This window comes from Bacillus sp. PK6-013 (genome assembly GCF_054161445.1).
Genome location: NZ_CP096417.1, coordinates 1,371,496 through 1,396,447, shown reverse-complemented (window position 1 = coordinate 1,396,447; position 24,952 = coordinate 1,371,496). Strand labels below are relative to the sequence as shown.

Genomic DNA, 24,952 nt, shown 5'->3' with positions numbered 1-24,952 from the left:
CCTCTCCTTTAACTTTCAGTGTTTGTTTTCAAGAAATGGATGAATTCATCAAGGCCGATGGCCTGTTGATCTCCTGTTTTCGCATCTTTGACATTCATTTGATTTTGGCTCAGTTCATCCTCGCCCAAAACAGCGATATATTTCGCATTGAGACGGTCGGCGGATTTAAACTGGCCTTTCATTTTTTTCTGTTCATAGTCGATTTCGGCGGAAATTCCTGCTTCTCTCAATTTATAAAGGAGGGATACAGAATAGTCTTTGGCTTTGTCGCCAAGTGTCACGATATAGCAGTCAATGCCTTCATCCGCTCCGACTTTCACATTTTCCGCGTCAAGTGCGGCGAGAAGACGTTCGATACTCATTGCAAAGCCGATGCCCGGCGCTTTCGGTCCGCCGAACTCCTCGGTAAGGCCGTCATAGCGCCCTCCGCCAGCAAGCGTCGTAATCGCTCCGAAACCTTCGGCATTGCTCATGATTTCAAAAGCTGTGTGATTGTAATAGTCAAGACCTCTCACCAGGTTCGGATCGACCTCAAACGCAATGCCGATGTCGGTCAGATATTGCTGCACTTTCGCAAAATAGGCTTTGGATTCTTCATTTAAGTAGTCAAGAATAGAAGGAGCGGTTTTCAGCAGTTCATGATCCCTGTCTTTTTTACAGTCCAGAATCCGCAGCGGATTTTGTCGGAGCCGTTTTTGACAGTCTGAACAAAACTCGTCGATCCTCGGCTCAAAGTGGCGGATCAGCGCTTCTCTGTGAGCGGTTCGGCTCTCTTTGTCGCCGAGGCTGTTAATGACCAGCTTCAGATTGCTGAGACCCGCTTTCCGGTATACGCTCATCGCCAAGGCAATGACTTCCGCGTCAATCGCCGGATCGTTCGAACCGATCGCTTCGATGCCGAATTGATAAAATTGGCGGTAGCGGCCTGTCTGCGGCCTTTCATAGCGGAACATCGGTCCGATGTAGTAAAGTTTCGTCGGCTGAACCGGATTAGCAAAAAGTTTGTTTTCCACAAAAGAGCGTACTGCAGATGCAGTGCCTTCAGGACGAAGCGTCAGGCTTCTTCCTTTTTTGTCAGCGAATGTGTACATTTCCTTTTGTACGATATCGGTCGATTCTCCCACCCCGCGGGAAAATAGTTCTGTATGTTCAAAAATAGGTGTCCGGATTTCTTTATATTGATACGCATGACACGTTTCTCTCGCAATCTTTTCGACGTATTGCCAGCGTTCCGATTCTCCTGGGAGAATATCTTGTGTTCCCCTTGGAATATTAAATCCCATTTTTAAATCCTCCTCATGACTTAAATGCTTTTTTTCATTTATGGAAATAAAAAAACCCCCGAACCTACTATAAAACCAATAGTAGGGACGAGAGTTATACCCGTGGTGCCACCCTAGTTGGAACGATCAACCCGTTCCCGCTCATGCCTTTAACGCAGGTTCACGTCCGCCGCCTAATTGCTCGCAAGTTCTGCCGGGCTTTCAGCGGGAAACCTTCGGAGTGTTCATTCGGTCAAGATACCGTGCAGACCGCTTTCAGCCCAGGGCGGTTCCTCTCTTTTCACGTACTCTTGCCTACTATTCTCCATCTTCAGTTCAACTCATATGTACACTAATTTATATTATAATACGAGTGTTAAGTGTGCATGTCAACCCTATTTGCGGTTCTTTTTATTCTGAATTGATTCTTTGGACGCGAGCCCCAGCTCAGTCGCCGTTTCTTCCATAAAGCCGGCTTGCTCCGGATCCGCATGATCCTTTAGATGCAGATTTGCATCTTGCTCATGGATCGCTCTGCCCATTCTTTGATTATACCTCACACAACAACATCCTTTTGATATCTTTTTTCTATAGTATAAACAAATCATTTTCATTTTATTAAAAAAACGGCAAGGAATATACGATATAGAAGAAGAAGTAGTGTTCCAAGTTTTTTACCGAAAGGAGGAGATGGGTAACAATATGAAAAAAAGAACAGTATTGATCCTATCGATGATGCTGGCAGCACAAGCAGCCTTTTATACATCGTCAAACACAGCTTCTGCAGCCATCGGGGAAGCCGTGATTGCCACCGATGAAATCAATGTCAGGAGCGGACCCGGACTGAGCCATGAAATCGTCAGCGTCGTCAGCCGGAATGAAAGCTATCCGATTCTTGAAGAGCGCGGGGATTGGGTCCAGATCCAGCTGAACGGCGGACAAAAAGGATGGGTTGTATCCTGGCTGATCAAGAAAAAAAGCCAAGTCTCCAACGGCTCTGATTCAGCGGAGGGAAAAGTCACATCTTCCGAAGCAAACCTGAGAATCAGAAAAGGCCCCGGCACTTCATATGAAGTCCAAGGCGTATTCCCTGAAGGAGAACAGGCTGACCTGCTAAAGACCGACGGAAACTGGGTGAAGATTTCCTATCAGAACATCACTGGCTGGGTCCATTCAGACTATGTCAATCAAGGTTCAGGAGCAAAACAGTCTCAATCGTCTTCATCACGCGCTTCATCAACAAAATCAGGAACGGTCGGCGTATCCACCTTAAATGTCAGAAGCACAGCTTCCCATCAAGGACGGATTATTGCGTCGCTTCAACGGAATGCAAGTGTGACGATTTTAAACGAACAGCACGGCTGGTATGAAATCGAATTTAATGGTCAAAAGGGCTGGGTCGCAAGCCACTATATTCTCGAAGGACCCAAACAGAAAAGCGGAACTTCGGAAACAAGCAGCGGCTCCGGGTCAAAACAGCAGGCCACCATCGTGTATGAAGGCACAAATGTTAGAAGCGGGCCTTCGACATCCTCAGCGATCGTCAAGCGCGCAGGGAAAGGCGAGTCTTACCCGATCGTCTCTGCAAAAGGCGACTGGTATGAAATCAAACTGTCAAACGGCGATTCCGCCTATGTGGCAAACTGGGTCGTTCAGACCGCTGACCAGTCTGGCTCAGCCGGAGATTCGAAAAGCGCAGCACCGCCTTTGGCAAAGCGGTCAAGCGCGAGCGGCACAATCAAAAATAAAACGGTTGTCATCGATGCCGGACACGGCGGACATGACAGCGGGACAATCGGAACGCGGGGGACGCTCGAAAAACGGCTGACCATCAAAACAGCAACGCTTCTTGCCGCGAAACTGAGAGCCGATGGCGTCAACGTCTATATGACGCGGAATGACGATTCTTTCGTCAGCCTTCAGTCGCGGGTCGCGACCTCTCATTACCGAAACGCCGACGCTTTTATCAGCATTCATTATGATAGTTTTGCAAACGCGTCCGTAAGGGGAAATACCGCCTATTACTACAGCCCGTCAAAAGACCGGAAGCTCGCAGCAGACGTTCAGTCCGAGATCGAAAAACACTCGCCTCTGCCTAGCCGCGGCGTATTATTCGGGGACTACTTCGTATTAAGAGAAAATAAACAGCCCGCCGCATTGTTTGAACTCGGCTACTTGAGCCATCCTCAAGAAGAAGCGGTTGTCAGCACGAACGCTTATAGAGAAAGAGTGACAGACGGCATTAGAAGCGGCTTAGAAAACTATTTTAACTAATAAAAAAGCTCCCAAATGGGAGCTTTTTTATGCTTTCGAATCCATAATAAAGGTGACGGGACCCGAATTTGTCAGCTTGACATTCATCATTTCGCCAAATCTTCCCGTTTCGACAGCAACGCCTTTCGCGCGAAGCATGCTGTTCCACTCCTCGTATAATTGAAGCGCCTGATCGGGTTTTGCCGCTTTTGTAAAATTCGGCCGCCTTCCTTTTTTCGTGTCGCCGTACAAGGTAAACTGAGAAACCGATAAAACGGAGCCTCCGACATCTAAAAGCGACAGGTTCATCTTTTCGCCTTCATCTTCAAAAATCCGCAGATTGACTAGCTTTTCTGCTAAATATGCGGCATCTTCGCTCGTATCCTCATGCGTCACGCCGACAAGCACCATCAAGCCGAGGCCGATTTGACCGACAGTCTCGCCTCCTACCGAAACGCTTGCATCTGTGACGCGCTGAACAACTAATCTCATGACGCTTTTCCTCCTAATTCATCACCCTGCGCACGGAGTAGATATCTTTGATCTGTTTGATCCGTTCAACCACTTTATGCAAATGATTAATATTTTGAATGAAGATGGCCATATGGATCGTCGCCACTTTATTGCGGTCCGATTTACCTGACACAGATGAAATATTTGTTTTTGTCTCATTAACGGCCTGAAGAACTTCATTAAGAAGGCCGCGGCGGTCATAGCCGAGAATTTCGATTTCGACGTTATATTCTTTTCTCCGCTGCGTCTGCGGCTCATGCTCCCATTCTACTTGAATCAGCCGGTCGAGCGCTTCATTTGTTAAAACATTCGGGCAGTCCTCGCGATGGACGGATACACCACGGCCTTTTGTAATGAATCCGACGATCGGATCTCCCGGAACGGGGTTGCAGCATTTTGACAGTCTGATCAGAAGGTTGTCAACGCCTTTGACGCGAACACCCGCTTCGCGTTTTTTCCCTTGGTAAGGTTTCGGTTCAGGTGTTACATCTTGAACGCTTTTCACCTGTTCTTCCTGATCTCTGATTTTCCGTTCTTTTTCCGTCAGACGGTTTGCAACTTGAGCGGCTGTAATGCCGTTATAGCCGACTGCGGCATACATGTCTTCTTCATTGGCAAAATTGAACTTGTCGGCGACTTTCTGCAGATTCTCGACAGTTAAGACGTCCTTCACTTCAAAGTCCAGGTTTTTAATTTCTTTTTCAACCAGTTCTCTGCCTTTTTCGACGTTTTCCTCTCTGCGCTGCTTTTTAAAGAACTGGCGGATTTTATGCTTAGCCTGAGATGTCTGCGCAAGGTTGATCCAGTCCTGGCTCGGACCGTACGAATGCTTGGATGTTAGAATTTCTACGATATCCCCTGTGCGCAGCTTGTAATCAAGCGTGACCATTTTTCCGTTTACTTTCGCCCCGATCGTTTTATTGCCTATTTCTGAATGGATCCGGTACGAAAAGTCGATCGGCACAGAGCCTGACGGCAATTCAATGACGTCCCCTTTCGGCGTAAAAACGAACACCATGTCAGAAAACAAATCGATTTTTAGAGATTCCATAAATTCTTCGGCATCGCTCGACTCATTTTGAAATTCCAAAATTTCGCGGAACCAGGAAAGCTTTTTATCAAAGCTTGAATCTTCATTGACATTTTTGCCTTCTTTGTAAGCCCAGTGGGCCGCGATTCCGTATTCCGCAATTTCGTGCATTTCAAACGTCCTGATCTGGACTTCCAGCGGATCCCCCTTCGGCCCGATGACGGTGGTGTGGAGGGACTGGTACATGTTCGGCTTCGGCATTGCGATATAGTCTTTAAATCTGCCCGGCATCGGCTTCCAGCATGTATGAATGATGCCTAGAACCGCGTAGCAGTCCTTGATGCTGTTGACGAGGATCCGGACTGCGAGCAAGTCGTAAATTTCATTGAATTGCTTGTTTTGCATCGCCATCTTTCTGTAGATGCTGTAAATATGCTTCGGCCGGCCGGAAAAGTCCGCTTTAATATTGACCTCTTCGACGCGGCTTTTCACTTCGTTTACGACCTCTTCGACGTACAATTCCCTTTCGGCCCGCTTTTTCTTCATCAAATTGACGATCCGGTAATATTGCTGCGGATTTAAATAGCGTAAAGCGGTATCCTCAAGCTCCCACTTTATTTTTGAAATCCCAAGGCGATGAGCCAGCGGAGCAAATATTTCAAGCGTCTCATTTGAAATTCTGCGCTGCTTTTCCTGCGGCAGGTGCTTCAAGGTTCTCATGTTGTGAAGGCGGTCCGCCAGCTTGATCAAAATGACGCGGATGTCCTGAGCCATAGCCACAAACATTTTCCGATGATTTTCTGCCTGCTGTTCTTCCTGTGATTTATATTTAATTTTCCCAAGCTTCGTGACGCCGTCGACAAGCATCGCAACTTCTTCGTTGAATGCTTCCTTTAAATCTTCAAGCGTTACGCTCGTATCTTCCACCACATCATGGAGAAATCCTCCCGCTATTGTGGCGGGGTCCATTTCCAAATCGACGAGGATACCCGCAACCTGGATCGGATGGATAATATACGGCTCGCCCGATTTGCGGTATTGTTCGCGATGTGCGTCTTCCGCGTACTGATAAGCCTTTTTTATAAAAGCAACATGTTCATCGGAAAGGTAACTTTTCGCCTTCTCAATGACTTGCTCAGCGGTTAATACTTGTTCGTTCGCCATGGAATCACCTTTTTTATAATTGAAAACTGTATTGTAATTATTATCAAGAAAAATGTCACAGATGTAAAGAGAAGAAATTCAAAAGGACTTTTGCCGGCCCCGGAATACTATATGAATAGGAAAAAAAGCACCCGCTTTTTATGAGTGCTTTTTATAGTATAAAATTTGTTTAGTATTGCATCAAGGTTAAAATATCATATCCGTCCAGTTTATTTCTTCCTTCAAGATATGTCAGTTCGATCAGGAAAGCGATTCCGGCTACGACGCCGCCAAGCTCTTCAACCAGCTTGATCGTTGCTTCGATCGTCCCGCCGGTTGCAAGCAGGTCGTCAGTGATCAAGACGCGCTGCCCCGGTTTAATGGCATCTTTATGGATGGTCAGGACATCTTTTCCATATTCCAATCCGTAGTCGACTTTGATGACTTCACGCGGCAGTTTGCCTTCTTTGCGGACAGGCGCAAATCCTACCCCAAGCGAATATGCGACAGGGCAGCCGATGATAAATCCTCTCGCTTCAGGTCCAACGACAAGATCGATCTCTTTTTCTTTCGCATACGTTACAATTTGATCTGTCGCGTAGCGATAGACGTCACCTTTGTCCATCAATGTTGTAATATCTTTAAATTGTACGCCTTCCTTCGGGTAGTCCGGCACAATTGTCACATACTTCTTCAAATCCATCTGTCTTCATGTCCTCCTCATACTTTATAAGCGACGGCGTTTTCCGCCATCCGCTTATCCAGCCACTGTTTAAGCTCATCCGCCGAAGAATAAATGAGCTTTTGCTCCAATTCAATCAGGCGCTGTTTTTCCCGGTAGGTTTCAGAATCTGTCAGATCGCGCTTTTCGGCATGATAAACAACAGATAAAACACCATTCTCTATTGTAACAAAACCGAGCTCAAAAAACACCTTTGTCATAAAATCAATTGTGTCTTTTGTCCAGCCTTTATGCCTGGCAAGCTCCCCGCCGTATTTCGGCAAGTCAAAAGAACCTCTTTTCAGGAGGAAAGCATAGTACCATTTAAAATATTCCCTAGTTGGAAATGTTGAGAAAAAATGTTCGTCTGATTGATAAAAAATCAGATAAATGCGCTCCAGTTTTTTGCCTTTTATCACTTGGTCAAAGATGTCGAGCGACGGCGGAATATCTATAAATACCGCATAGCGGCTCTCAAGGACGAGACGCTCTGCATCTTCAGGACCGCTGATGACGGTCAGCTCTTCTTCAAGGCCTGTCCCCGCAAGCTTCGCTTTGGTTTCCTCACGGAAGCAGATGCACGCCCGTTTCGCAGGATCCAGCTGCAATATTTTTTCTTCCCATGACCGTTTTCCCCGCAGATCAAACAGCTGCCATTCATTGACGGCCGCATCTTTGATCATCAGCTGCGGTTTTTTTCTGTTATTCCACTCGTTAATTGACAGTTCCCCGACAATCGAGATCTTTGCTCCAGGAACGATCCCGTCTTCGATAGCGCCTTTATAAAATCCGATGCAATCAAGCTTGTTCTCGCCGTCTGCCAGCACAAGCTTCAAGTGATTCTTGTTGGCGCCGATTTTCCTGGAATCATCAATTTTAACGTCGCTGACAAGGACGAAGGGCTTCGGATTTCCCGTGCCGAACGGCGCCAGCATGTTCATTTCGGCAATGCTGTCAACCGTGATATCTTCGAGCCGGCAGCACAAATCGACGTCTTGAACGGGAATAAAATCTTCCTCGGTCAGAACCGCTTCAGCCTGACGGTTGATTCTCTCCCTTAGTGCCGAAACATCTTCCAGGTTGAGTGTCATTCCGGCTGCCATCGGGTGCCCGCCGAAGTGCGGGAGAATATCCCGGCACTCCGAGAGATTTTGAAATAAATCAAATCCTTTGATGCTGCGCGCAGATCCTTTGGCAATGCCTTTTTCTTCATCGATACCGAGAACGATGGCGGGCCTGTAATACCGCTCGACAAGCTTTGAAGCCACGATTCCGACGACACCGGGATTCCAGCCCGGCCGCGCCGCGACGATCACCGGCCGGTCAAGCCCTTCCTCCTCGATCATCTGAACGGCTTCCTCTGTCATCTGATTGACGATTTTTTGGCGCTCCTTGTTCAAGGCGTTGATATCTTCGGCCAGCTCTTCCGCTTCTGTTTCGTCTTTTGTGTTCAGGAGGTAAACGGCCGGGTCAGCCTGTTCAATTCTGCCGACCGCGTTTAAGCGGGGCGCAATTTGAAAACCGATGGTCTCTTCATCCGCACTATGTATCTCCGCTCCGGCAATTTTGGTCAGCGCCTTTAATCCGGGGCGCTTCGTTCTCCTGAACTGTTCCATGCCGCGCTTGGCAATCTGCCTGTTTTCATCATGAAGCGGCACAAGGTCGGCAATCGTGCCGATCGCACAAAGGTCGAGCAAATCTTCCGGGAGCTCTCCGTTCAAAGCGTGGGCTAGCTTAAATGCGACACCGACGCCGGCAAGCTCTTTAAATGGATAGCCGCAGCCCGGCTGCTTCGGATGAATGATCGCATAGGCATCCGGCAAAACGGGTCCCGGCTCATGGTGATCCGTAATGATCAAATCGACGCCAAGCTCTTTAGCGACTTCAGCTTCATGAACGGCGGCAATGCCTGTATCAACTGTGATGATCAATGAATAGCCTGATTCTTTGATCCCGCGAAAGGCCGCTTCGTTCGGGCCGTACCCTTCTTTAAAGCGGTCAGGTATATAAAAATCGGCTTGTGCTGAACATTTTTTCAACATTTGCAAAAGGACAGTCGTGCTTGTCACACCGTCCGCATCATAATCGCCGTAAATCATAATCTTTTCTTGATCTGAAATTGCCTGTTTGATTCGCTGTACAGCTTTTTCCATATCTTTCAGCAGATAAGGATCGTGAAAAACTGCATCCTTGCCATTTAAAAATGAAGATGCTTTGTCGGCTGTATCGTAACCTCTCATGACAAGCAATGAGGCGGCAAGGGGAGTAATGCCTAATCTTCCGGCGAGCTGCTCCACCTTTTCTTTGTCGGGCGTTTGCACGTCCCAACGCATTTTTGACGCTAACATAAATTCACCCCTCAACCACACTATTATACTAGAGCAGCATGAGGGGATTCAATTTATTTCGTGCAATCTTTCTAGTCTTTCTGATTTTCAGGGGCCGCCGATTCGGCTTCAAGTTCAGGATACTTTACCCGTTCTTCTCTCTTGAGCGCCTTCAGCTCTTTTTTCAGCCGCATGATCTGGAAAGCGCCGGCCGAGCCGATAATGAGCGCCCCCATCAATACCGATACCAAAATGACCAGGATCAAAGGCCATTCTGCCGTTCCAAAAAGAAAATCAACCTTCACCGGTTCGACATTAATGACCGCGAAAACTGCAACAATTAATGTAAAAATAAGTGCAGAGATTAACGTCCATTGTTTGTTCATGAGATACTCTCTCCATTCGCGTCGTTTTCTAGCGTTATTTTCCCGCTCTGCTCCCATTTTAAACAAAAAGAAGATCGATAGAAAGCCGCCAAAACAACTTTTTTCTTTCAAACCAAAAAAGGACCGCCCGGCAGTACGGGCAGTCCTCGATTTATTCTCCTGCAGGCTTGCGCTTCGGCTTTTTCAGATCGCGCCCTTTCCAGACAAGCCATACTTGAGCTGCGATGTAGAGCGATGAATACACTCCACTCAACAGCCCGATTAACAGCGCGACAGAGAAGTTCGTAATCGATGCTGCGCCAAAAATGAGGAGCGCAATGACCACAATGACGACGGTCAGCACCGTATTAATCGAACGAGTGAACGTTTGCTGCAAGCTCAGATTCACAATATGCGATAAATCGCTGAAGCTCTTCGGCTTGCGCTTTTTCACCTGTTCCCTGATTCTGTCAAACGTTACGATCGTATCGTTGATCGAATAACCGATAATCGTCAGCACGGCTGCGATAAACGTAATATCCACCTCGAGCCTTGTAATGCTGAAGACCGCGATGATGAAGAATGCATCGTACAGCAACGAAGCGATCGCCGCAATTGCCATCTTATATTCAAAGCGGATCGAAACATACAAGATGATCCCGAGAGCCGCGACGGCCACCGCATAGAGGGCGTTTCTCGCCAGCTCTTTTCCGACGGTCGGTGATACTGTGCTGACGTTCGGCTCCGAGCCGTATTTATCTTTAAAATAATCCTTCACTTCGGCAATTTTTTTCTGATCCGGAACGCCGACAAATCTGGCGACGCCGTGTTTTTGATCATCACCCGAAAGAACGATTGAATCGGCTGTCAACCCGACCTCTTCAAAGTCTTTTTTCAGCTCTTCGCTCGTCAGCTTGTGGTCGCTTTGCACTTCGATCCTTGATCCGCTGGAGAAATCGATGCCAAGGTTCAGCCTGAAAACAAGCAGAATGACAATTCCCGCAGCCAAAATAATCCCGGAAAATACGAAGAACCATTTACGCTTACCGACGAAATCCCATTTGGTAAACGGAGTCGGAGGCTCAGTATTTTCGTCTGTCTTGCTGATGTCCAGGATGTCTTTTTTGCGCACTCCAAACCAGCCTTTTTTCCGGTCAAGCCAGCGGCTTTCGACCAGCAGGCCGAGCAGGAAGCGCGACAGGAAGACAGCTGTAATAAAGCTTGTCAAAATGGATAGGATCAGCATGGTCGCGAAGCCTTTGACAGAGCTCGTACCAAATATGAAAAGCACGATTCCGGCAAGCATCGTCGTAATATTGGCATCAAAGATCGTTGCAAATGATCTTCTGTTTCCTGCTTTAAAAGCCGAGCGTACCGATTTGCCGAGCTTCAGCTCTTCTTTTATGCGTTCGTACGTAATGATGTTTGCGTCAACCGCCATCCCGACACCCAAAATAAGAGCCGCGATCCCCGGAAGGGTCAGAACCGCATTCATCCAGTCAAAGATCTGCAGTGTAATGTAGATATAGACAGAAAGCGTAATGACCGCGACAAAACCAGGCAAGCGATAATAAAGAAGCATAAATAAGAAAATAATAGCAATACCGACGATTCCCGCAAACACGGTATCATTCAAAGCCTGCTCCCCAAACTGCGCGCCGACGGATGTCGAATACTTTTCAACGAGTTTGACAGGAAGAGCGCCCGCATTTAAAATGCTCGCCATATCTTTTGCTTCCTGAATCGTAAAGTTTCCTTCAATCATTACGTCTGACGTGTTCAGCACCTGGCTGACATTCGGAGCGGAGATGTATTTATGATCCGCTTTTTGCGATTCTTTTTTAAAGGAGTCGCCTTTTTTGTAATCAAGCCAGATGACGAGCTGGTTGTTCGGCTTCATATCGAGCACTTTCTTTGTCACTTCGCCGAATTTATCGGCATCCTTCAGCTTGATCGTCACGATCGGCTCATTTGTGTCCTGCTTGAACGACTGTTTAGCACCGTTTTCGACAAGATCTGAACCGTTCAAAAGCTCTTTGTCATTCGTATCCCTGAACGTAAGCTGAGCCTGTGTGGATAAGATTTCCCGCGCCCTGTTCTGGTTGTCGACGCCGGCAAGCTGAACCCTGATCCGGTTGTTTCCTTCGATTTGAATGTTCGGTTCGCTGACGCCCAACACATTCGCCCGGCGGTTCAGTGCTTCAACCGTACTGATGAGGGCGTCCCTGTCAATTTTGTCGCCCTGTTTGGCAGGCTGGACTTCATACAGAACCTCAAAACCGCCCTGAAGGTCAAGGCCGAGGCTGATGCTGTCTGCAGCCGGCTTCGTGAACATTCCCAGTCCCGTACCGATCAAGAGAACGGTAAGGAAAAACGCAATCAAGCGTCCTTTTTTCATTATGTATTTCCTCCTTAAATCAACCAAAATCTACGGCTACCTCAGCAGCTCATCGAGCATATTCTGCCCTTCTTTGCTGTCGAGTAAATTAGACGTTTTAAACGATTCTACGGTTGCATAGTTCATAAATTCGCCAATTTTCACAGATAAAATATCACCGGCGAGCTGATGAATTTGAACATCCTTCTTTTTCTTCCATTTCTTATTCAATAAGTATGACCACAATTCCTCTATTTCAATATCGTCATAACCGAGTATCCTGAACTCTTCCGTCTTGCTGTGAAGAAAGGGTTTTAAATGATCCTTGTACAGATCAGCCGGATGTTTGCCCATGCCAAAGCCACGCTCCTTTCACATTTTTTCAGAGAGACTTGTCATGCTTGGACGATGTATGCGCATATCTTATTGTATATGATTAAAGGTTGTTTGAGAAGGCAGGGGACTCTAGAAATGACGAAGCAGACGTTTTTAAAAGGAACGCTCATTTTAATAGCGGCAGGTTTGATTACGAGAATGCTCGGCTTTATCAACCGGATTGTCATCGCAAGGTTCATCGGAGGTGAAGGTGTCGGGCTTTATATGATGGCGGCTCCGACTTTTTTTCTGGCGGTCACCCTCACCCAGTTCGGCCTACCTGTCGCCATCAGCAAGTTGGTTGCTGAAGCGGAAGCGCGCGGAGACCACAGAAAGACAAAGCAGATTTTAGTGATGTCTCTTGCAATTACCGGGACGCTCAGCGCCGTCATTACTCCGGTGTTTCTCATCTACGCCCCGCTGATGGCCGACACGCTGCTCACAGACAAAAGAACGCTTTATCCGCTTTTGGCGGTTACACCGGTCGTTCCGATCATTGCTGTTTCCAGCGTGCTGAGGGGCTATTTTCAAGGAAAGCAAAATATGAGGCCGCTTGCCGTGTCCCAGGTTCTCGAACAAATTGTCCGGATATCGCTTGTCGCCGTATGCACGACGGCATTCCTTCCGCTCGGCATCGAATATGCGGCTGCGGGCGCGATGCTGTCATCCGTGTTTGGCGAGTTGGCTTCACTCCTTTATTTGTTCGTCGCCTTTAAATACAAAAAGAAAATCCGCATCAGAAAACGTTTTTTCCAATCGCTGAAATCTGGACGAACCACGTTTTTCGAGCTGATGAGCGTCTCGCTCCCAACAACGGGCAGCCGTTTTATCGGCAACCTGTCATGGTTTTTTGAACCGATTGTCGTAGCGCAAAGCCTTGCAATAGCAGGGGTCGCCGCTTCCGCCGCAACGAGCCAGTACGGAGAGTTGACCGGCTTTGCCCTGACGCTTCTCACCCTCCCGAGCTTTATCACATATTCTCTGTCTACGGCGCTCGTTCCAGCCATCAGCGAAGGAATCGAACAGAAAAAAATGCAAGTCGTGGAATACAGGCTTGAGCAGGCGATGAGGCTTTGCCTTTTAAGCGGCGGAATATCGGCGGTCATTTTGTTTTCGTACGCGGATGAGCTGGTCAGCGTGATGTACGGGTCGTCAAATGCTGCGATTTATGTGAAAATCATGGCTCCATTCTTTTTATTTTACTATTTCCAAGGTCCGCTGCAGGCCGTCCTGCAGGCTTTAAACCTGGCCGGCGCGGCAATGATGAACAGCCTGGTCGGCGCCGTTGTGAAAACAGGTCTCATTTTTGTTCTCGCTTCACGGCCTTCACTTGGCATTATGGGGGCTGCGCTGGCGATTTTGACGGGGATCATCCTCGTCACCCTGCTGCACGCCGCAACCGTCAGCAAAGTGCTTCCCATCAGCATTAACCTGAAAGAATATATCGTATCCTTCGGCGTCATTTTGATATCAGGGTGGGGAAGCCTTCTGATGAAAGAACACCTTTTTTTAGACCAGTCCGAGCCGATGCGCCTGCTTTTGTGTGTCGCGGTTACAAGCTTTCTTTACGTCTTCCTTCTGGTCGCCTTCAAGCTGGTCAAAAAAGAAGAAATCCAGCGGTTTCCGCTGTTCGGCCGCTGGATTTCGTAAGCTCTCGCTTTAAGGTTTAAATTCATCCTTTATGTCAATAAAAAAAGAACCTTTATTATATGTGCAATAAGAAATTTTGGAAAGATCGCGGTGTCCTCTTTTTTCAAGCTTTTGCTCAAGCCACTCCCGGTCTTTCCCGATCTTTTCCAATTGTTCTTTTTGAACCCTTCCGTCAACAATCAACGGCAGTTCGATCATTTTGTTTGGCCCGTCTTTTGTAAACACTGAAAGCTTCCCGGTCGGCTCCAAAATCGCATATGAAACATCCCCGATTCGTTCCACATTCTTATCTCTCAGCTGTGTCATCAAATCATCGTAATTATAGCGCTGTGTCCTCATGGCGTGTTCATCAATTTTTCCGCGGTCTATGATAATCGTCGGTTTCCCATCGAGAAGCCGGCGGATTTTTTGATTTTTCAATGACAGATATGCAAATATAACCTGGATCAGCGTCAAAACGAGAATTGGAATGATCGTATGGAGAAGGTGGTCATCGAGATTTTCAATGGCCAAAACCGCGATTTCGGCCATCATAATAAAAACGACAAGATCCAATATGCTCAGCTCGCCTATTTCCCTCTTTCCCATCAAGCGAAACAAAATAAAGATGATGAAATACAAAACGACCGTCCGAAACGTAAGAGCTAAAATTTCATCCATTACCGCCCGCCTCCTTCCGCCTATCATGATCATAAACATAGCCTTTGTAAAATTGAGGCTTTTATGTATAAAAGGTCGGGGGAGCTAGTCTATTTGCCAAACGTGCAGAATACATTTAAAAAGACGAGCCCGTCTATATTGAAAGGAGGATCGTGATGAACGAACCAAAACAAGTCGGCAAAGGGATTTTATACAGCTTGGCGGTTATTTTCGCTTTGATGTTTGCGGGAAGCCTGGTCATTTCGCTGCTCCTCACCTTCACATCATTAACCGAAAGTTCATTCAGCTGGTTTATTACCGCCATTTCTTTTATTACCTTGTTCATCGGCGGTTTTATTGCGGGAGGCAAATCGAAGGAAAAAGGGTGGCTGAGCGGAGGGTTGACAGCGCTTTGCTTCTCTCTTACGGTGCTTTTGTTTCAATATCTCGGCTTTGGCGAAGCCTTCAATTTGAAGCAGCTGCTCTATCATTCCGGTTTTTTGGGAGTCAGCATGCTGGGCGGGATTTTCGGGGTCAATCTGCAGGGGAGCCGTGCATAAAGACAGCAAAAAGGGAGCGGATGACCGCTCCCTTTTCTCATGCCCATCAGGCTTCTTTTATGCCATGTCACATCAGGAACAACTGCGGCTTCATCAAGACATAAGGAACGGCGCTAGCGCCGTTTTCACGTCCTGCGACAGTCTGATTTCCGATGCTTATGTATCAGCCTTTCGGCTATTCTGCTGACGCCTCTCTGATCGCGCGGCGGTCGAATGTCAGACGGGTATTGTCGCCTGTTTTGATGACAACCTTGCTTTCGTCAATTGAATCAACGATGCCGTGCAGGCCGCCGATCGTTACGACCTTATCTCCTTTTTTCAGCTCCTCCTGCATCTGGCGGACAGCCTTCTGCTGCTTTTGCTGCGGACGGATCAAAAGGAAATAAAGAACCGCAAACATTAAAATAATCGGAAGTAATGTTCCAAGCATCTCCATTATTTTTTCACCCCTTTCAAATGGCTTTATCGCTTTCTTCGTTTATGTGTCAGAAACTTTTAGCATTTGGTTTATTAAAACCGTAGCGCTCAAAAAACTCTTCCCGGAAATCACCTAAACGATCTTCACGAATGGCATCTCTGACTTGCCCCATTAATTTTAACAGAAAATAAAGATTATGATAAGAAGTTAAACGAATTCCAAACGTTTCGTTACAGCGGATTAAATGTCTGATATAAGCGCGCGAGTAATTGCGGCACGTATAGCAGTCGCACTGCTCGTCGATCGGTCTGAAATCTCTTTCATATTTGGCATTTTTCACGACGAGACGCCCTTCGCTCGTCATGAGCGTACCGTTTCTCGCTATCCTTGTCGGCAGCACGCAATCGAACATATCCACTCCGCGGATGGCTCCGTCAATCAGAGAGTCCGGTGAGCCGACCCCCATTAAATAGCGCGGTTTATCCGCAGGAAGCAGCGGAGTTGTAAACTCCAGCACACGGTTCATCACGTCTTTCGGCTCTCCGACGGATAGTCCACCTATAGCATATCCCGGAAAATCCAGTGAAATCAAGTCTTTCGCACTTTGTTTTCTCAAGTTTTCGTACTCTCCGCCTTGAACGATTCCGAAAAGCCCTTGCTCGTCAGGGCGTTTGTGAGCTTTCAGGCACCTTTCCGCCCAGCGGCTCGTCCGTTCAACAGACCTCTTCATATAATCGTACTCTGCCGGGTACGGCGGGCATTCGTCAAACGCCATCATAATATCTGATCCGAGGGCGTTTTGGATGTCCATCGCTTTTTCAGGAGATAAAAACAGCTTGTCTCCGTTTAAATGATTGCGGAAATGAACGCCTTCCTCTTCGATTTTGCGGAACTCGCTCAGGGAAAACACCTGAAAGCCGCCTGAATCCGTCAAAATGGCGCGGTCCCAATTCATAAACTGATGAAGGCCCCCCGCCTCTTTGACGATGTCATGGCCCAGTCTCAGCCAAAGGTGGTACGTATTGCTTAAAATAATGCCTGCACCCATTTCTTTCAGCTCTTCCGGCGCCATCGTTTTAACGGTGGCGAGCGTTCCTACGGGCATAAACACCGGCGTTTCAAATGAGCCGTGCGGGGTGTGCACTCTCCCCAGCCTTGCTCCTGTTTGTTTACATGCTTTTATGAACTCATAGCGTATCGGTTGCTGCGACAAATTATGAGCCCTCCAATCTTTTTGAATTTTATTTGATCAACATGGCATCTCCGAAGCTGAAGAAGCGGTATTCGTGTTCCACTGCGGCGCGGTAGGCAGAAAGCACATGCTCTCTGCCTGCGAGCGCGCTGACAAGCATAATGAGGGACGATTTCGGAAGATGAAAATTGGTAATCATCCCGTCAATCGCCCGGAATGTGTAGCCTGGATAAATAAAAATCGATGTCCAGCCTCTCGCTTCCCGGAAGCGGCCGTCATGTTCGGAAGCGATGGTCTCAAGCGTCCTCGTCGATGTCGTGCCGACGGAAATGATTTTTCCGCCTTCCTGTCTGACGCGGTTTAACAATGCTGCCGTTTCTTCCGACATTTCATAAAACTCGGCATGCATATCGTGTTCCTCTACATTTTCCGCACTGACAGGCCGGAATGTCCCGAGCCCGACGTGAAGGGTAATAAACGCAATATGCACGCCTTTTTTCCTGAGCGCATCCAGAATCTCTTCCGTAAAATGCAGCCCGGCCGTCGGCGCAGCCGCCGATCCTTGTTTCTTTGAGTAAACCGTCTGATAGCGCTCTCTGTCATCGAGCTGTTCTTTAATATAAGGAGGCAGAGGCATTTCGCCGAGCGATTCGAGCACCTCGTAAAAAATTCCTTCATAGCGGAATTCAATTTTTCTTCCGCCGTGCTCGAGCTCTTCTGTGCAGACCGCCGTTAGACGGCCGTCTCCAAACGAAAGAACGGTTCCGCGCTTGACCCGCTTTGCGGGCTTGACAAGCGTTTCCCATACGTCCCCTTCCTCCTGTTTTAACAGAAGAACTTCAACCTTTGCGCCCGTCTCTTCCTTGACTCCGTACAAGCGGGCCGGTAGCACCCTCGTATCATTCAACACGATGCAATCGCCCGCGTTCAGAAAATCAATCACGTGCTTAAACGTGCTGTGAGTGATTTCTCCTGTTTTTTTATCCAGCACCATCAGCCTGGACGCATCCCGCTCTTTTAAAGGAACCTGTGCGATAAGGCGTTCAGGCAAGTCAAAATCGAATAATTCTACTTTCATCTTTTTTCACCTTACTCTATCTATAGACTTGAATGTCGCGTCATTTCATTCGTCCGAAAAACGAAAACACCACGGACAGAATGATGCTGATGACAATGCATGTAACAACCGGAAAGAAAAATGTCACGTTTCCCTTTTTTACAAAAATATCGCCGGGGAGCCTGCCGATGACTTGCATGAATAAACCGATGCCAAAAATGACGGCGCCCAGCACCATTAAAATCTTTGGAAATTCAGTCACGGTTCGGAACCTCCATTTTAAAGTGGCTGTATACATCAGGGGTTACGATGCGCCCCCGCGGCGTTCTTTGAATAAAACCGATTTGAAGAAGATACGGCTCATACACATCCTCGATCGTGTGAGACTCCTCACCGATGGTAGCCGAAATCGTATCGATGCCGACTGGACCGCCGCCAAATTTTTCGATCATGCCCATTAAAAGCTTGCGGTCGATATGATCAAGCCCGAGTTTATCAACCTGGAGGCGTTCAAGCGCATCCACCGCCACTTCCTCCGTGATGGAGCTGTTTCCAAGCACCTGGGCAAAATCTCTGACCCTCCTCAAAAGCCTGTTGGCAATCCGCGGCGTCCCTCTTGACCGTCTCGCGATTTCGAGAGCCGAGAGCGAATCGATGTCAACCTCAAACAGCTCCGCCGTTCTGATCACGATGTCTGAAAGCTCGTCACGCGTGTAATACTCAAGCCTTGACAGAACGCCGAACCTGTCCCTGAGAGGCGCGGTTAAAAGCCCGACCCTTGTGGTCGCGCCGACAAGGGTAAAAGGAGGAAGATCGAGCCTCACAGAACGCGCCGACGGCCCTTTGCCGATCACGATATCAAGGCAGAAATCTTCCATCGCAGGATACAGCACCTCTTCGATCGAACGGTGCAGACGGTGGATCTCGTCAATAAATAAAACGTCACCTGGCTCCAGAGCCGTTAATATCGCCGCCAAATCGCCGGGGCGCTCGATCGCCGGACCTGACGTCGTTCTGAGATTGACTCCCATTTCGTTGGCGATGATCGCAGCGAGCGTCGTTTTTCCCAATCCCGGCGGCCCGTACAACAAGACATGGTCAAGCGTTTCTTCCCGCATTTTCGCAGCTTCAATGAATACCTTGAGGTTGTCTTTCACTTTTTCCTGGCCGATATACTGAGCCAGTCTTTGCGGACGCAGACTTTGCTCGATCGCTGATTCATGGTTGTCTAGTTCACTTGATACAAGCCGCTCATCCATGATATCACCTTACTTTAACAATTTTTGCAATGCTTTTTTAACGTATTGATCCGTCGAAAGCGCCTCTTCCTTTTTCAAATGAGGCTGGACTTTTTTAATTTCCCGGTCGGAATAGCCGAGCGCTCTTAATGCTTCAAGCGCCTCCTCAAGAGCCGTTTCCGCTTCATGAATTTGCTCCCGCTCTTCATGGTTAAACAGATCGGCCGCGATTTCAGGAACGGCGTCCGCAAGCTTCCCTTTCAGATCAAGGATGATCTGCCTTGCCGTTTTTTTGCCTACGCCGGGGAACTTGACGAGAAACGCTTCATCCTCATTCTCGATCGCTTCAATCACCGCTCCCGGATCGCCGGAAGCGAGGATCGCAAGCGCTCCTTTCGGGCCGATTCCCGTAACATTCAGCATTTTCGTAAACAGCATTTTTTCTTCCCTTGTCGAAAAGCCGTACAGCGCATTCGTATCTTCTCTTACATAATGGTATGTATAGATTGTTTCGTTGCTGTTTTTCTTATAAATAAACGGATTTGGCGTAAAGATCTGATAGCCGATCCCGCCGTTTTCAATGACAATATATTGGGGCGATACATAATCAATCGTCCCTTTTACGAATTCGATCAACGTTCATTCACCTCTTTGACTGCTCTTCATTGTAACACAAAACAGGCAAAGCTAGAATGAAAAAGTTAACATATGTTCGCTAAAAATGGCTTCTGTCTGCAGCTGAAAAAAGACATAACAGCGTCATGTCTTCATATCTTTTACATGATGTTGGCTTCCGGATGATTTTACGGCTTCAATGACATGTTCAAATTCCTTTTTCGTGCGGTATGGGATCCCTTTGCGCAAATCATCCGCCATCCGGCTTTCCAGGCGCTTTATATCAATCTGAAAAAACGATTGAATCGGCTCTGATAATATGCCCGGGCGGCCGTGAAAAGTCGAAATCACGCCGTCTTCCGTCACTCCGATATAACCGTTTGTTTTGCTGAGGGGAGAAATGTCGTCCACCTGTTTGCGAAACAGAATAAACCCCTTTTTCTGATCGATGAGCTGCCACCCTTTATAAGCAGCTTTAAAGTCTTCCAGTGTTCGAGCGGCCTCTACTTTATTTTCGATTCCAACGTCCCCGTCCAGATAAACCTTTTCAAGCTGGATTTGAACTTTAGCCGGCTTTTCGGCCAGGGCCTCCAGGTGAAAGCTGAGCGCGGCCAGCAGACTTCCAATAAGCAATAAACCGATTTTGAACTTGCTTTGGCTGTTCATCAATATCACCTTCTTTTTTGCCTTAACGATCATATCCATAGTTTGACCAACGCTTTTAAAAATTAATCTAAAAAAGCAATTAGATGACAACCGGTTTACGAATGTTACATTTTTAAACCAATATGAAGAACTCAAAAGCATTTAAGGTGCAAAACCCCTCGTTCTCATGTATAAACAACATTATAGAGAGTTTTTCGTTTGACCAGCCCTTAAAAAGAAGGTGAGTTCGGCGTGAAAAAGGCGCAAACCTATGCAGAGGCCGTAAAGTATAATACGAAAAAAAAGTTCAATAAACTTATCCAAAAACCCGATGACTTAGAGTTGATCGGGAAAGGCAGGAGCGCATACGTTTTTAAGCTGACTGAAGAGGGCAGGGAAATGGCTCTTAAAGTCTTTTTTCCCGAATTTAAGAACATTGCCGCAAGGGAAGCGGAGATTTACAAAAAGCTTTCTGATTCGAATTATTATCCTGATATATATGAAACAGGGCCATCATATATTTTAATGGAGTATATTAAAGGATACACTTTTTATGAGTGTTTAAACAAAGGCATTCCGATCGATGATGACATGATCTGCGAGGTCGACCGCGCATTGAACGATGCGAAGCGGAAAGGATTGAATCCATCCGATATCCACCTCAGAAACCTGATACTGACGCCGGCTGGGACAATCAAAGTCATCGATGTGGCCAGGTTTTTGCAGACGAAAGAATGCAGACAGTGGGATGACTTAAAAACAGCCTATCAAACCATTTATAAAAAAAGCCGTTTCCCGCAAAGGCTTCCTAAGCTGTGGATGGAATTGATCGCTTATCTTTATAAAAAAAACTGGCTTCAGAAACAATGGGCCGCCAGAAAAAACAAATTTCACCCGTAATTTGAAACTTAAAGAAGGCGCGCCCGTATATGAAATAACCCCATTAAAGTCAGGAAGGGAGAAACAGCTGTTGAAGAAAAAGAAGAAACGAAATGATGATAAATGGGATTATCTTTATCTCGTTGATTTGCTTGAGCCGTTGTTTTATGTGCTGAGGCTGGCAGTAAGAGGACTTGCAAAAATCATAAATTAAACACTCGGGCTTTCGGGTGTTTTTTTTGATGGCCGAGTGATAAGACAAATACAAAACCCCTTCATTTGAAGGGGTTGCTTTTTAATGCTCTTTCAAATTTGCGAGCGGTACTTCCTGCTCGTTCTCCGGCTGGCCGAGCGGAAAAATTCTTGCGGTTTCATTTTGTTCGTTGACATGCTGAATATAAATCGGCCTGCCGTTATAAGTAACATCAACCATGTCGGGTGATTCGACGATTTCCTGGGCACGATGCGTATTCATGCTGACACCCTCCTTTTGCTTTTACTCATAATGTGTACACCCGGCTGCTTTCGTATTCCTTTTGAGCCGGTTTTCTTTCAAGGAGGGGTGATCTTCAGGCTCCCGTAATCAATGAATTTTTACGTACAAAGGCAGATCCGTGTGTCCCATTTCACGCACATAAACAAACAGATTGCCTTTGTGATGAATTTCGTGTCCGATCGCTAGCTGCAGCAGCTGTTCGCCGGCTACTTTCCGTCCGAAGACGCCGGTCAAATCGACCTCACGATCCAATTCTTCATCCGTAAAAGATTCAAGCAGCTTTTTTGTTTTTTCTGTATACGTTTTGGCGAGCTCGCTCAGGCTTGACCCTGTTTCTTCCGGCTTCTTTTTAAAAGACTCTCCGTTTCCTTCTTTTGCCGCCGAAGCAAAGGCATAGAAAGATTGCAGCATATGCGTGACAAGTTCCTTCGCTGGCATCGACGTTTCAGTCGGTTTGTAATCGAGATGTTTTTCATCAATCTTTTGAATCAGTTCTTCTGTCACCAGGCGGTGGGACATAAATTCCTGAACGATGCGGTCTTTTCGTTCCATTTTTTATTCCTCCTTCGTGTTTTAGCAGTTCATACACAGAATAACACGAGTTTCCATTTTCAGCATCTGTCCTGCAGCACCCTTCGGACCGCCTTGACATATTTGCGGAATGTTCTCGTTTTTGTTTCCTCCCTCTCTTTATAGGAAAAGTCTTCGAAAAACTCTTTCCTTTGAGCCGTGCTGATTTCAAGCTGCACGCTCATTCCTGACTGGCTTTCATTATTGATGTTTTCCTCGGCAGTTCCGGCAAATTTCCCGTCCACTTTGACCAATTCTGCGGAAAAGTCAGACTTTTTCAGAGATTTGACGATGGCTTTTGCCAGCTTCCTGTCCGTTCCTCCCACAAGCGTGTGCGGGCGGTCGCCGGAATAGCCGTGGAATGCGATGGTATAGCGGTGTTCTTTTATTTTCTGCAATGCCAGAGGCTCGTCAAAGTTTGTGCTTGTAATATGAAGATCCGAGTTGTTCTCATCCTTTTTTCCTTCGAATAAATAAGTTGAATAATCATCTTTGAAAGCTCTGACAAGCTCGCTTACTCCGCCTTCTATTCTTCCTCCATGAGGCGAAAAAATTAAACAGTCGCTTCCCGCTTTTTCGTGGTACTCAATGTCATAACCGCTTTTTTCGTGTTCCTGCAATTCCTTGAAATTCATGTATCTGTCCCCGGCCTGGATCTGAAAGTTCTCCCGGGTTGTTTTTTCGAACCACCTGTATGCGCCATTTATCATCACTGCTGCGATCACCAAGTAGATGAGTACTTTTTTCTTCATTGATTATTCCCCTTTTACACTACCTTTCGATTTCTAAGCATGTCCTCCAAGCCTCATTGTATATTTGGCTTTTTTGTGACACAGTTATTTTACGCTTTAGACATGACGCGTTCAATTATGAATAAGTTTGATAAAAAATAAAAATTTAAATAAAATGATGCTTTTTCATTAGTTTAAAAGATCGATAAATTTTAAGAAAAAAATCTCATAAGAATAGGCGTCTCTTGTTGCACGACTTTCCCTACAGCCTATCCCGCTTGAGAATAAGGCGTTCTATCAGAAACGGGGTATACGGTTTGATAAAAGTAACATCTGCCGCGTCTGCCGGCTGCTGATGTTATATTTTCTTTTCATCCCCGTTCTGTTATCCTATTACCGACAATAAAAATGCAGGTGATAAAACATGGAAACAGAATATGAAACAAAAGGCTACGACCTGACAAAAGTTTATGATTACAATCAATATCCGGATGTCCGCCACGGACGGTGCGACAATTGCGATTACACCCTTTTTAAAAGCTCTGTAAAAAACGGGCAGTTTTTGCGTGAATGCCGGCGCTGCGGCATGAAAAAAAGCATTTAGCGTTACAGTACATTCTCATATGTATAAAAAAACTTGCCGACAAGGCTGAATGGAGCTTTGCCGGCAATACACGTCATGCTGTCAAATGCTTAAACATCTTTTTGATCTTTGTTTGTGACGATGCCGTTGATCGATTCACCGATCTTTCCGCTAAGATCAGCATTCAGGCTGTTGATATTTTGAATGTATTCGCTGATGATATTTTGGACCGCTTGATTCATCTCTGCATTTTCACTTTTTGTGAGGTCGGCCTCTCTCAGATCGATGCCGCTGTTTTTCTGAACCAGCTCATTGATGGATTGACCAAATCCCGTGATAAAGCTGTTGATTTTTTCGATGACTTGAGCGGTTTCCTGATCTTGCGCACCCGCGTCTATAGCCGTGAAAGGCTTCTCATTTTCGCGCTGTTCAGCCATTTATAGAACCTCCTCTCATGATGACAGATTCCTTCACAATATATGATGAAAAATCAAATCTTGATTCCGCAGCAGCTTGATACGGCTGCTAAATGGTTGAATGCATAAAAAAACGCCGCGAACCTGGTGCGGCGTCCTTTAATGAACGTTCGTATACACTTCCTGCACATCGTCATCATCTTCAAGTGCGTCAATGAGTTTTTCGACTTTTTCCTGAAGTGTTTCATCGACCTCTGCATAGGTTTGCGGAACCATTGTCATTTCGGCTGTCGCCGTTTCGTAGCCGCGCTCCTCCAAGTTTTTCTTTACTTCTTCAAACTGTTCGGGCTCTGTATAAATCTCGAACAGCTCTTCGCTCGTTTCGAGCTCCTCGGCACCGGCATCAATGACCTCAAGCATAAACTCCTCTTCATCTATCTCAAGATCTTCACGCTCGATTGCAATATATCCTTTCCGGTCGAACATATAAGAAACACATCCTGTTTCCCCCAAGCTGCCGCCGTTTTTGCTGAAAGCGGTTCTGACGTTTGTCGCCGTCCGGTTTTTATTATCTGTCAAACATTTGACCATGACAGCCACACCGCTTGGGCCGTAGCCCTCATACGTAATTTCCTCGTAGCTTTTTCCACCCTGGCTGCCGGAAGCTTTTTTGATGGCGCGGTCGATGTTGTCGTTTGGCATGTTTGCATTTTTGGCTTTATCGATGACGAGACGCAGACTTGCGTTAGATTCGGGATCGGGTCCCCCTTCTTTTGCGGCTACATATATTTCTTTGGCAAGCTTCATGAAAATTTTGCCGCGTTTAGCATCTTGGGCATTTTTTCTTCTCTGAATATTTTTCCATTTAGAATGGCCAGCCATATCTTTCTACCTCCA

Annotated in this window: 28 protein-coding genes and 1 other annotated feature; of the genes, 6 read left to right on the top strand and 22 right to left on the bottom strand. The window is 46.7% G+C overall.

Translation table 11 applies throughout. From position 1 onward, the window contains the following. Positions 1-8: 8 nt before the first annotated feature. Both hisS and M1E03_RS07075 read right to left on the bottom strand, forming a co-directional pair. The gene (hisS, locus tag M1E03_RS07080; RefSeq protein WP_023855387.1) at positions 9-1,283 is read right to left on the bottom strand and encodes a histidine--tRNA ligase; all 1,275 of its coding nucleotides are present in this window, start codon (positions 1,281-1,283) and stop codon (positions 9-11) included. An 80-nt stretch (positions 1,284-1,363) separates the two neighbouring features. Further along, positions 1,364-1,603 (bottom strand) — a binding site (T-box leader). 54 nt (positions 1,604-1,657) lie between these two features. Beyond that, positions 1,658-1,822 (bottom strand): YrzK family protein, encoded by a 165-nt coding sequence (locus M1E03_RS07075; protein ID WP_023855388.1) that lies wholly within the window; start codon positions 1,820-1,822, stop codon positions 1,658-1,660. Between the two features lie 142 nt (positions 1,823-1,964). Between M1E03_RS07075 and M1E03_RS07070 the strand changes: the two genes are divergently transcribed. Next, the gene (locus tag M1E03_RS07070; protein ID WP_035338449.1) at positions 1,965-3,536 is read left to right on the top strand and encodes an SH3 domain-containing protein; all 1,572 of its coding nucleotides are present in this window, start codon (positions 1,965-1,967) and stop codon (positions 3,534-3,536) included. Between the two features lie 27 nt (positions 3,537-3,563). Here M1E03_RS07070 and dtd read toward each other — a convergent pair whose 3' ends face one another. The 7 genes from dtd to M1E03_RS07035 all read right to left on the bottom strand — a co-directional run bounded on the left by dtd (position 3,564) and on the right by M1E03_RS07035 (position 12,345). Beyond that, positions 3,564-4,007: a D-aminoacyl-tRNA deacylase gene (gene dtd, locus M1E03_RS07065; RefSeq protein ID WP_035338452.1), complete on the bottom strand. Its 444-nt coding sequence runs from the start codon at positions 4,005-4,007 to the stop codon at positions 3,564-3,566. A 13-nt stretch (positions 4,008-4,020) separates the two neighbouring features. Further along, positions 4,021-6,222, bottom strand: coding sequence for a RelA/SpoT family protein (locus M1E03_RS07060; protein WP_023855390.1), 2,202 nt, complete (start codon positions 6,220-6,222; stop codon positions 4,021-4,023). A 169-nt stretch (positions 6,223-6,391) separates the two neighbouring features. Continuing rightward, positions 6,392-6,904 (bottom strand): adenine phosphoribosyltransferase, encoded by a 513-nt coding sequence (locus M1E03_RS07055; protein ID WP_023855391.1) that lies wholly within the window; start codon positions 6,902-6,904, stop codon positions 6,392-6,394. Positions 6,905-6,921: 17 nt separating this feature from the next. Next, the gene (gene recJ, locus M1E03_RS07050; protein WP_026579146.1) at positions 6,922-9,270 is read right to left on the bottom strand and encodes a single-stranded-DNA-specific exonuclease RecJ; all 2,349 of its coding nucleotides are present in this window, start codon (positions 9,268-9,270) and stop codon (positions 6,922-6,924) included. Positions 9,271-9,341: 71 nt separating this feature from the next. After that, complete coding sequence (locus M1E03_RS07045; RefSeq protein ID WP_023855393.1) at positions 9,342-9,635, bottom strand: LapA family protein; 294 nt, start codon at positions 9,633-9,635, stop codon at positions 9,342-9,344. Between the two features lie 151 nt (positions 9,636-9,786). Next, positions 9,787-12,012 carry a protein translocase subunit SecDF gene (gene secDF, locus M1E03_RS07040; RefSeq protein WP_026579145.1) on the bottom strand — a complete coding sequence of 742 codons (2,226 nt, stop codon included), beginning with the start codon at positions 12,010-12,012 and terminating at the stop codon, positions 9,787-9,789. A gap of 36 nt (positions 12,013-12,048) precedes the next feature. Further along, positions 12,049-12,345 carry a post-transcriptional regulator gene (locus M1E03_RS07035; RefSeq protein ID WP_023855396.1) on the bottom strand — a complete coding sequence of 99 codons (297 nt, stop codon included), beginning with the start codon at positions 12,343-12,345 and terminating at the stop codon, positions 12,049-12,051. A gap of 117 nt (positions 12,346-12,462) precedes the next feature. Between M1E03_RS07035 and spoVB the strand changes: the two genes are divergently transcribed. Beyond that, positions 12,463-14,016 (top strand): stage V sporulation protein B, encoded by a 1,554-nt coding sequence (gene spoVB / locus M1E03_RS07030; protein WP_026579144.1) that lies wholly within the window; start codon positions 12,463-12,465, stop codon positions 14,014-14,016. A gap of 9 nt (positions 14,017-14,025) precedes the next feature. Here the strand turns inward: spoVB and M1E03_RS07025 are convergent, their stop codons facing one another. Beyond that, positions 14,026-14,676, bottom strand: a complete 651-nt coding sequence (locus M1E03_RS07025) for a DUF421 domain-containing protein (RefSeq protein WP_101561152.1) — start codon at positions 14,674-14,676, stop codon at positions 14,026-14,028. Between the two features lie 155 nt (positions 14,677-14,831). Here M1E03_RS07025 and M1E03_RS07020 point away from each other — a divergent pair, with 155 nt between their 5' ends. Beyond that, positions 14,832-15,215 carry a TIGR04086 family membrane protein gene (locus M1E03_RS07020; protein ID WP_020452418.1) on the top strand — a complete coding sequence of 128 codons (384 nt, stop codon included), beginning with the start codon at positions 14,832-14,834 and terminating at the stop codon, positions 15,213-15,215. Positions 15,216-15,390: 175 nt separating this feature from the next. On the opposite strand, the gene yajC is transcribed toward M1E03_RS07020, so the two are convergent. The 7 genes from yajC to M1E03_RS06985 all read right to left on the bottom strand — a co-directional run bounded on the left by yajC (position 15,391) and on the right by M1E03_RS06985 (position 20,401). After that, positions 15,391-15,654 (bottom strand): preprotein translocase subunit YajC, encoded by a 264-nt coding sequence (gene yajC, locus M1E03_RS07015; RefSeq protein ID WP_085959518.1) that lies wholly within the window; start codon positions 15,652-15,654, stop codon positions 15,391-15,393. A 46-nt stretch (positions 15,655-15,700) separates the two neighbouring features. Then, positions 15,701-16,846, bottom strand: a complete 1,146-nt coding sequence (gene tgt / locus M1E03_RS07010; RefSeq protein WP_458110731.1) for a tRNA guanosine(34) transglycosylase Tgt — start codon at positions 16,844-16,846, stop codon at positions 15,701-15,703. A gap of 28 nt (positions 16,847-16,874) precedes the next feature. Continuing rightward, a complete protein-coding gene (gene queA / locus M1E03_RS07005; RefSeq protein WP_026579143.1) occupies positions 16,875-17,903 on the bottom strand; it encodes a tRNA preQ1(34) S-adenosylmethionine ribosyltransferase-isomerase QueA in 1,029 nt (342 codons plus the stop codon). 40 nt (positions 17,904-17,943) lie between these two features. Next, a complete protein-coding gene (locus tag M1E03_RS07000) occupies positions 17,944-18,144 on the bottom strand; it encodes a DUF2905 domain-containing protein (protein ID WP_003183984.1) in 201 nt (66 codons plus the stop codon). Beyond that, complete coding sequence (ruvB, locus tag M1E03_RS06995) at positions 18,137-19,141, bottom strand: Holliday junction branch migration DNA helicase RuvB (RefSeq protein ID WP_023855398.1); 1,005 nt, start codon at positions 19,139-19,141, stop codon at positions 18,137-18,139. The genes M1E03_RS07000 and ruvB overlap by 8 nt, the downstream gene beginning before the upstream one ends. A 9-nt stretch (positions 19,142-19,150) precedes the next feature. After that, the gene (gene ruvA / locus M1E03_RS06990) at positions 19,151-19,756 is read right to left on the bottom strand and encodes a Holliday junction branch migration protein RuvA (RefSeq protein ID WP_023855399.1); all 606 of its coding nucleotides are present in this window, start codon (positions 19,754-19,756) and stop codon (positions 19,151-19,153) included. A gap of 123 nt (positions 19,757-19,879) precedes the next feature. Further along, complete coding sequence (locus M1E03_RS06985; protein ID WP_023855400.1) at positions 19,880-20,401, bottom strand: intercompartmental signaling factor BofC; 522 nt, start codon at positions 20,399-20,401, stop codon at positions 19,880-19,882. A gap of 231 nt (positions 20,402-20,632) precedes the next feature. On the opposite strand from M1E03_RS06985, the gene M1E03_RS06980 reads away from it, so the two are divergent. After that, positions 20,633-21,280: a protein kinase family protein gene (locus M1E03_RS06980; protein ID WP_020452425.1), complete on the top strand. Its 648-nt coding sequence runs from the start codon at positions 20,633-20,635 to the stop codon at positions 21,278-21,280. A 70-nt stretch (positions 21,281-21,350) separates the two neighbouring features. Then, on the top strand, positions 21,351-21,473 hold the full coding sequence (locus M1E03_RS06975; protein WP_023855401.1) for a hypothetical protein: 123 nt from the start codon (positions 21,351-21,353) through the stop codon (positions 21,471-21,473). 81 nt (positions 21,474-21,554) lie between these two features. On the opposite strand, the gene M1E03_RS06970 is transcribed toward M1E03_RS06975, so the two are convergent. The 3 genes from M1E03_RS06970 to M1E03_RS06960 form a co-directional block, all read right to left on the bottom strand. Next, positions 21,555-21,734, bottom strand: a complete 180-nt coding sequence (locus M1E03_RS06970) for a small acid-soluble spore protein H (protein WP_023855402.1) — start codon at positions 21,732-21,734, stop codon at positions 21,555-21,557. 108 nt (positions 21,735-21,842) lie between these two features. Further along, positions 21,843-22,307 carry a DinB family protein gene (locus tag M1E03_RS06965; RefSeq protein ID WP_026579142.1) on the bottom strand — a complete coding sequence of 155 codons (465 nt, stop codon included), beginning with the start codon at positions 22,305-22,307 and terminating at the stop codon, positions 21,843-21,845. 59 nt (positions 22,308-22,366) lie between these two features. Beyond that, the gene (locus M1E03_RS06960) at positions 22,367-23,077 is read right to left on the bottom strand and encodes a poly-gamma-glutamate hydrolase family protein (protein WP_023855404.1); all 711 of its coding nucleotides are present in this window, start codon (positions 23,075-23,077) and stop codon (positions 22,367-22,369) included. 403 nt (positions 23,078-23,480) lie between these two features. Here M1E03_RS06960 and M1E03_RS06955 point away from each other — a divergent pair, with 403 nt between their 5' ends. Then, positions 23,481-23,660: a hypothetical protein gene (locus tag M1E03_RS06955; RefSeq protein ID WP_003183993.1), complete on the top strand. Its 180-nt coding sequence runs from the start codon at positions 23,481-23,483 to the stop codon at positions 23,658-23,660. Positions 23,661-23,749: 89 nt separating this feature from the next. On the opposite strand, the gene M1E03_RS06950 is transcribed toward M1E03_RS06955, so the two are convergent. Both M1E03_RS06950 and M1E03_RS06945 read right to left on the bottom strand, forming a co-directional pair. Further along, the gene (locus M1E03_RS06950; RefSeq protein WP_023855405.1) at positions 23,750-24,076 is read right to left on the bottom strand and encodes a hypothetical protein; all 327 of its coding nucleotides are present in this window, start codon (positions 24,074-24,076) and stop codon (positions 23,750-23,752) included. Between the two features lie 138 nt (positions 24,077-24,214). Next, on the bottom strand, positions 24,215-24,937 hold the full coding sequence (locus tag M1E03_RS06945) for a YebC/PmpR family DNA-binding transcriptional regulator (RefSeq protein WP_328056280.1): 723 nt from the start codon (positions 24,935-24,937) through the stop codon (positions 24,215-24,217). Positions 24,938-24,952: the final 15 nt, after the last annotated feature.

Excerpts from the sequence above, each read along its gene's own strand:
- hisS (WP_023855387.1), bottom strand. The coding sequence starts at position 1,283 with ATGGGATTTAATATTCCAAGGGGAACACAAGATATTCTCCCAGGAGAA.
- M1E03_RS07070 (WP_035338449.1), top strand. The coding sequence starts at position 1,965 with ATGAAAAAAAGAACAGTATTGATCCTATCGATGATGCTGGCAGCACAA.
- dtd (WP_035338452.1), bottom strand. The coding sequence starts at position 4,007 with ATGAGATTAGTTGTTCAGCGCGTCACAGATGCAAGCGTTTCGGTAGGA.
- M1E03_RS07060 (WP_023855390.1), bottom strand. The coding sequence starts at position 6,222 with ATGGCGAACGAACAAGTATTAACCGCTGAGCAAGTCATTGAGAAGGCG.
- M1E03_RS07055 (WP_023855391.1), bottom strand. The coding sequence starts at position 6,904 with ATGGATTTGAAGAAGTATGTGACAATTGTGCCGGACTACCCGAAGGAA.
- recJ (WP_026579146.1), bottom strand. The coding sequence starts at position 9,270 with ATGTTAGCGTCAAAAATGCGTTGGGACGTGCAAACGCCCGACAAAGAA.
- M1E03_RS07045 (WP_023855393.1), bottom strand. The coding sequence starts at position 9,635 with ATGAACAAACAATGGACGTTAATCTCTGCACTTATTTTTACATTAATT.
- secDF (WP_026579145.1), bottom strand. The coding sequence starts at position 12,012 with ATGAAAAAAGGACGCTTGATTGCGTTTTTCCTTACCGTTCTCTTGATC.
- M1E03_RS07035 (WP_023855396.1), bottom strand. The coding sequence starts at position 12,345 with ATGGGCAAACATCCGGCTGATCTGTACAAGGATCATTTAAAACCCTTT.
- spoVB (WP_026579144.1), top strand. The coding sequence starts at position 12,463 with ATGACGAAGCAGACGTTTTTAAAAGGAACGCTCATTTTAATAGCGGCA.
- M1E03_RS07025 (WP_101561152.1), bottom strand. The coding sequence starts at position 14,676 with ATGGATGAAATTTTAGCTCTTACGTTTCGGACGGTCGTTTTGTATTTC.
- M1E03_RS07020 (WP_020452418.1), top strand. The coding sequence starts at position 14,832 with ATGAACGAACCAAAACAAGTCGGCAAAGGGATTTTATACAGCTTGGCG.
- queA (WP_026579143.1), bottom strand. The coding sequence starts at position 17,903 with ATGAAAGTAGAATTATTCGATTTTGACTTGCCTGAACGCCTTATCGCA.
- ruvB (WP_023855398.1), bottom strand. The coding sequence starts at position 19,141 with ATGGATGAGCGGCTTGTATCAAGTGAACTAGACAACCATGAATCAGCG.
- M1E03_RS06985 (WP_023855400.1), bottom strand. The coding sequence starts at position 20,401 with ATGAACAGCCAAAGCAAGTTCAAAATCGGTTTATTGCTTATTGGAAGT.
- M1E03_RS06970 (WP_023855402.1), bottom strand. The coding sequence starts at position 21,734 with ATGAATACGCATCGTGCCCAGGAAATCGTCGAATCACCCGACATGGTT.
- M1E03_RS06965 (WP_026579142.1), bottom strand. The coding sequence starts at position 22,307 with ATGGAACGAAAAGACCGCATCGTTCAGGAATTTATGTCCCACCGCCTG.
- M1E03_RS06960 (WP_023855404.1), bottom strand. The coding sequence starts at position 23,077 with ATGAAGAAAAAAGTACTCATCTACTTGGTGATCGCAGCAGTGATGATA.
- M1E03_RS06955 (WP_003183993.1), top strand. The coding sequence starts at position 23,481 with ATGGAAACAGAATATGAAACAAAAGGCTACGACCTGACAAAAGTTTAT.
- M1E03_RS06950 (WP_023855405.1), bottom strand. The coding sequence starts at position 24,076 with ATGGCTGAACAGCGCGAAAATGAGAAGCCTTTCACGGCTATAGACGCG.
- M1E03_RS06945 (WP_328056280.1), bottom strand. The coding sequence starts at position 24,937 with ATGGCTGGCCATTCTAAATGGAAAAATATTCAGAGAAGAAAAAATGCC.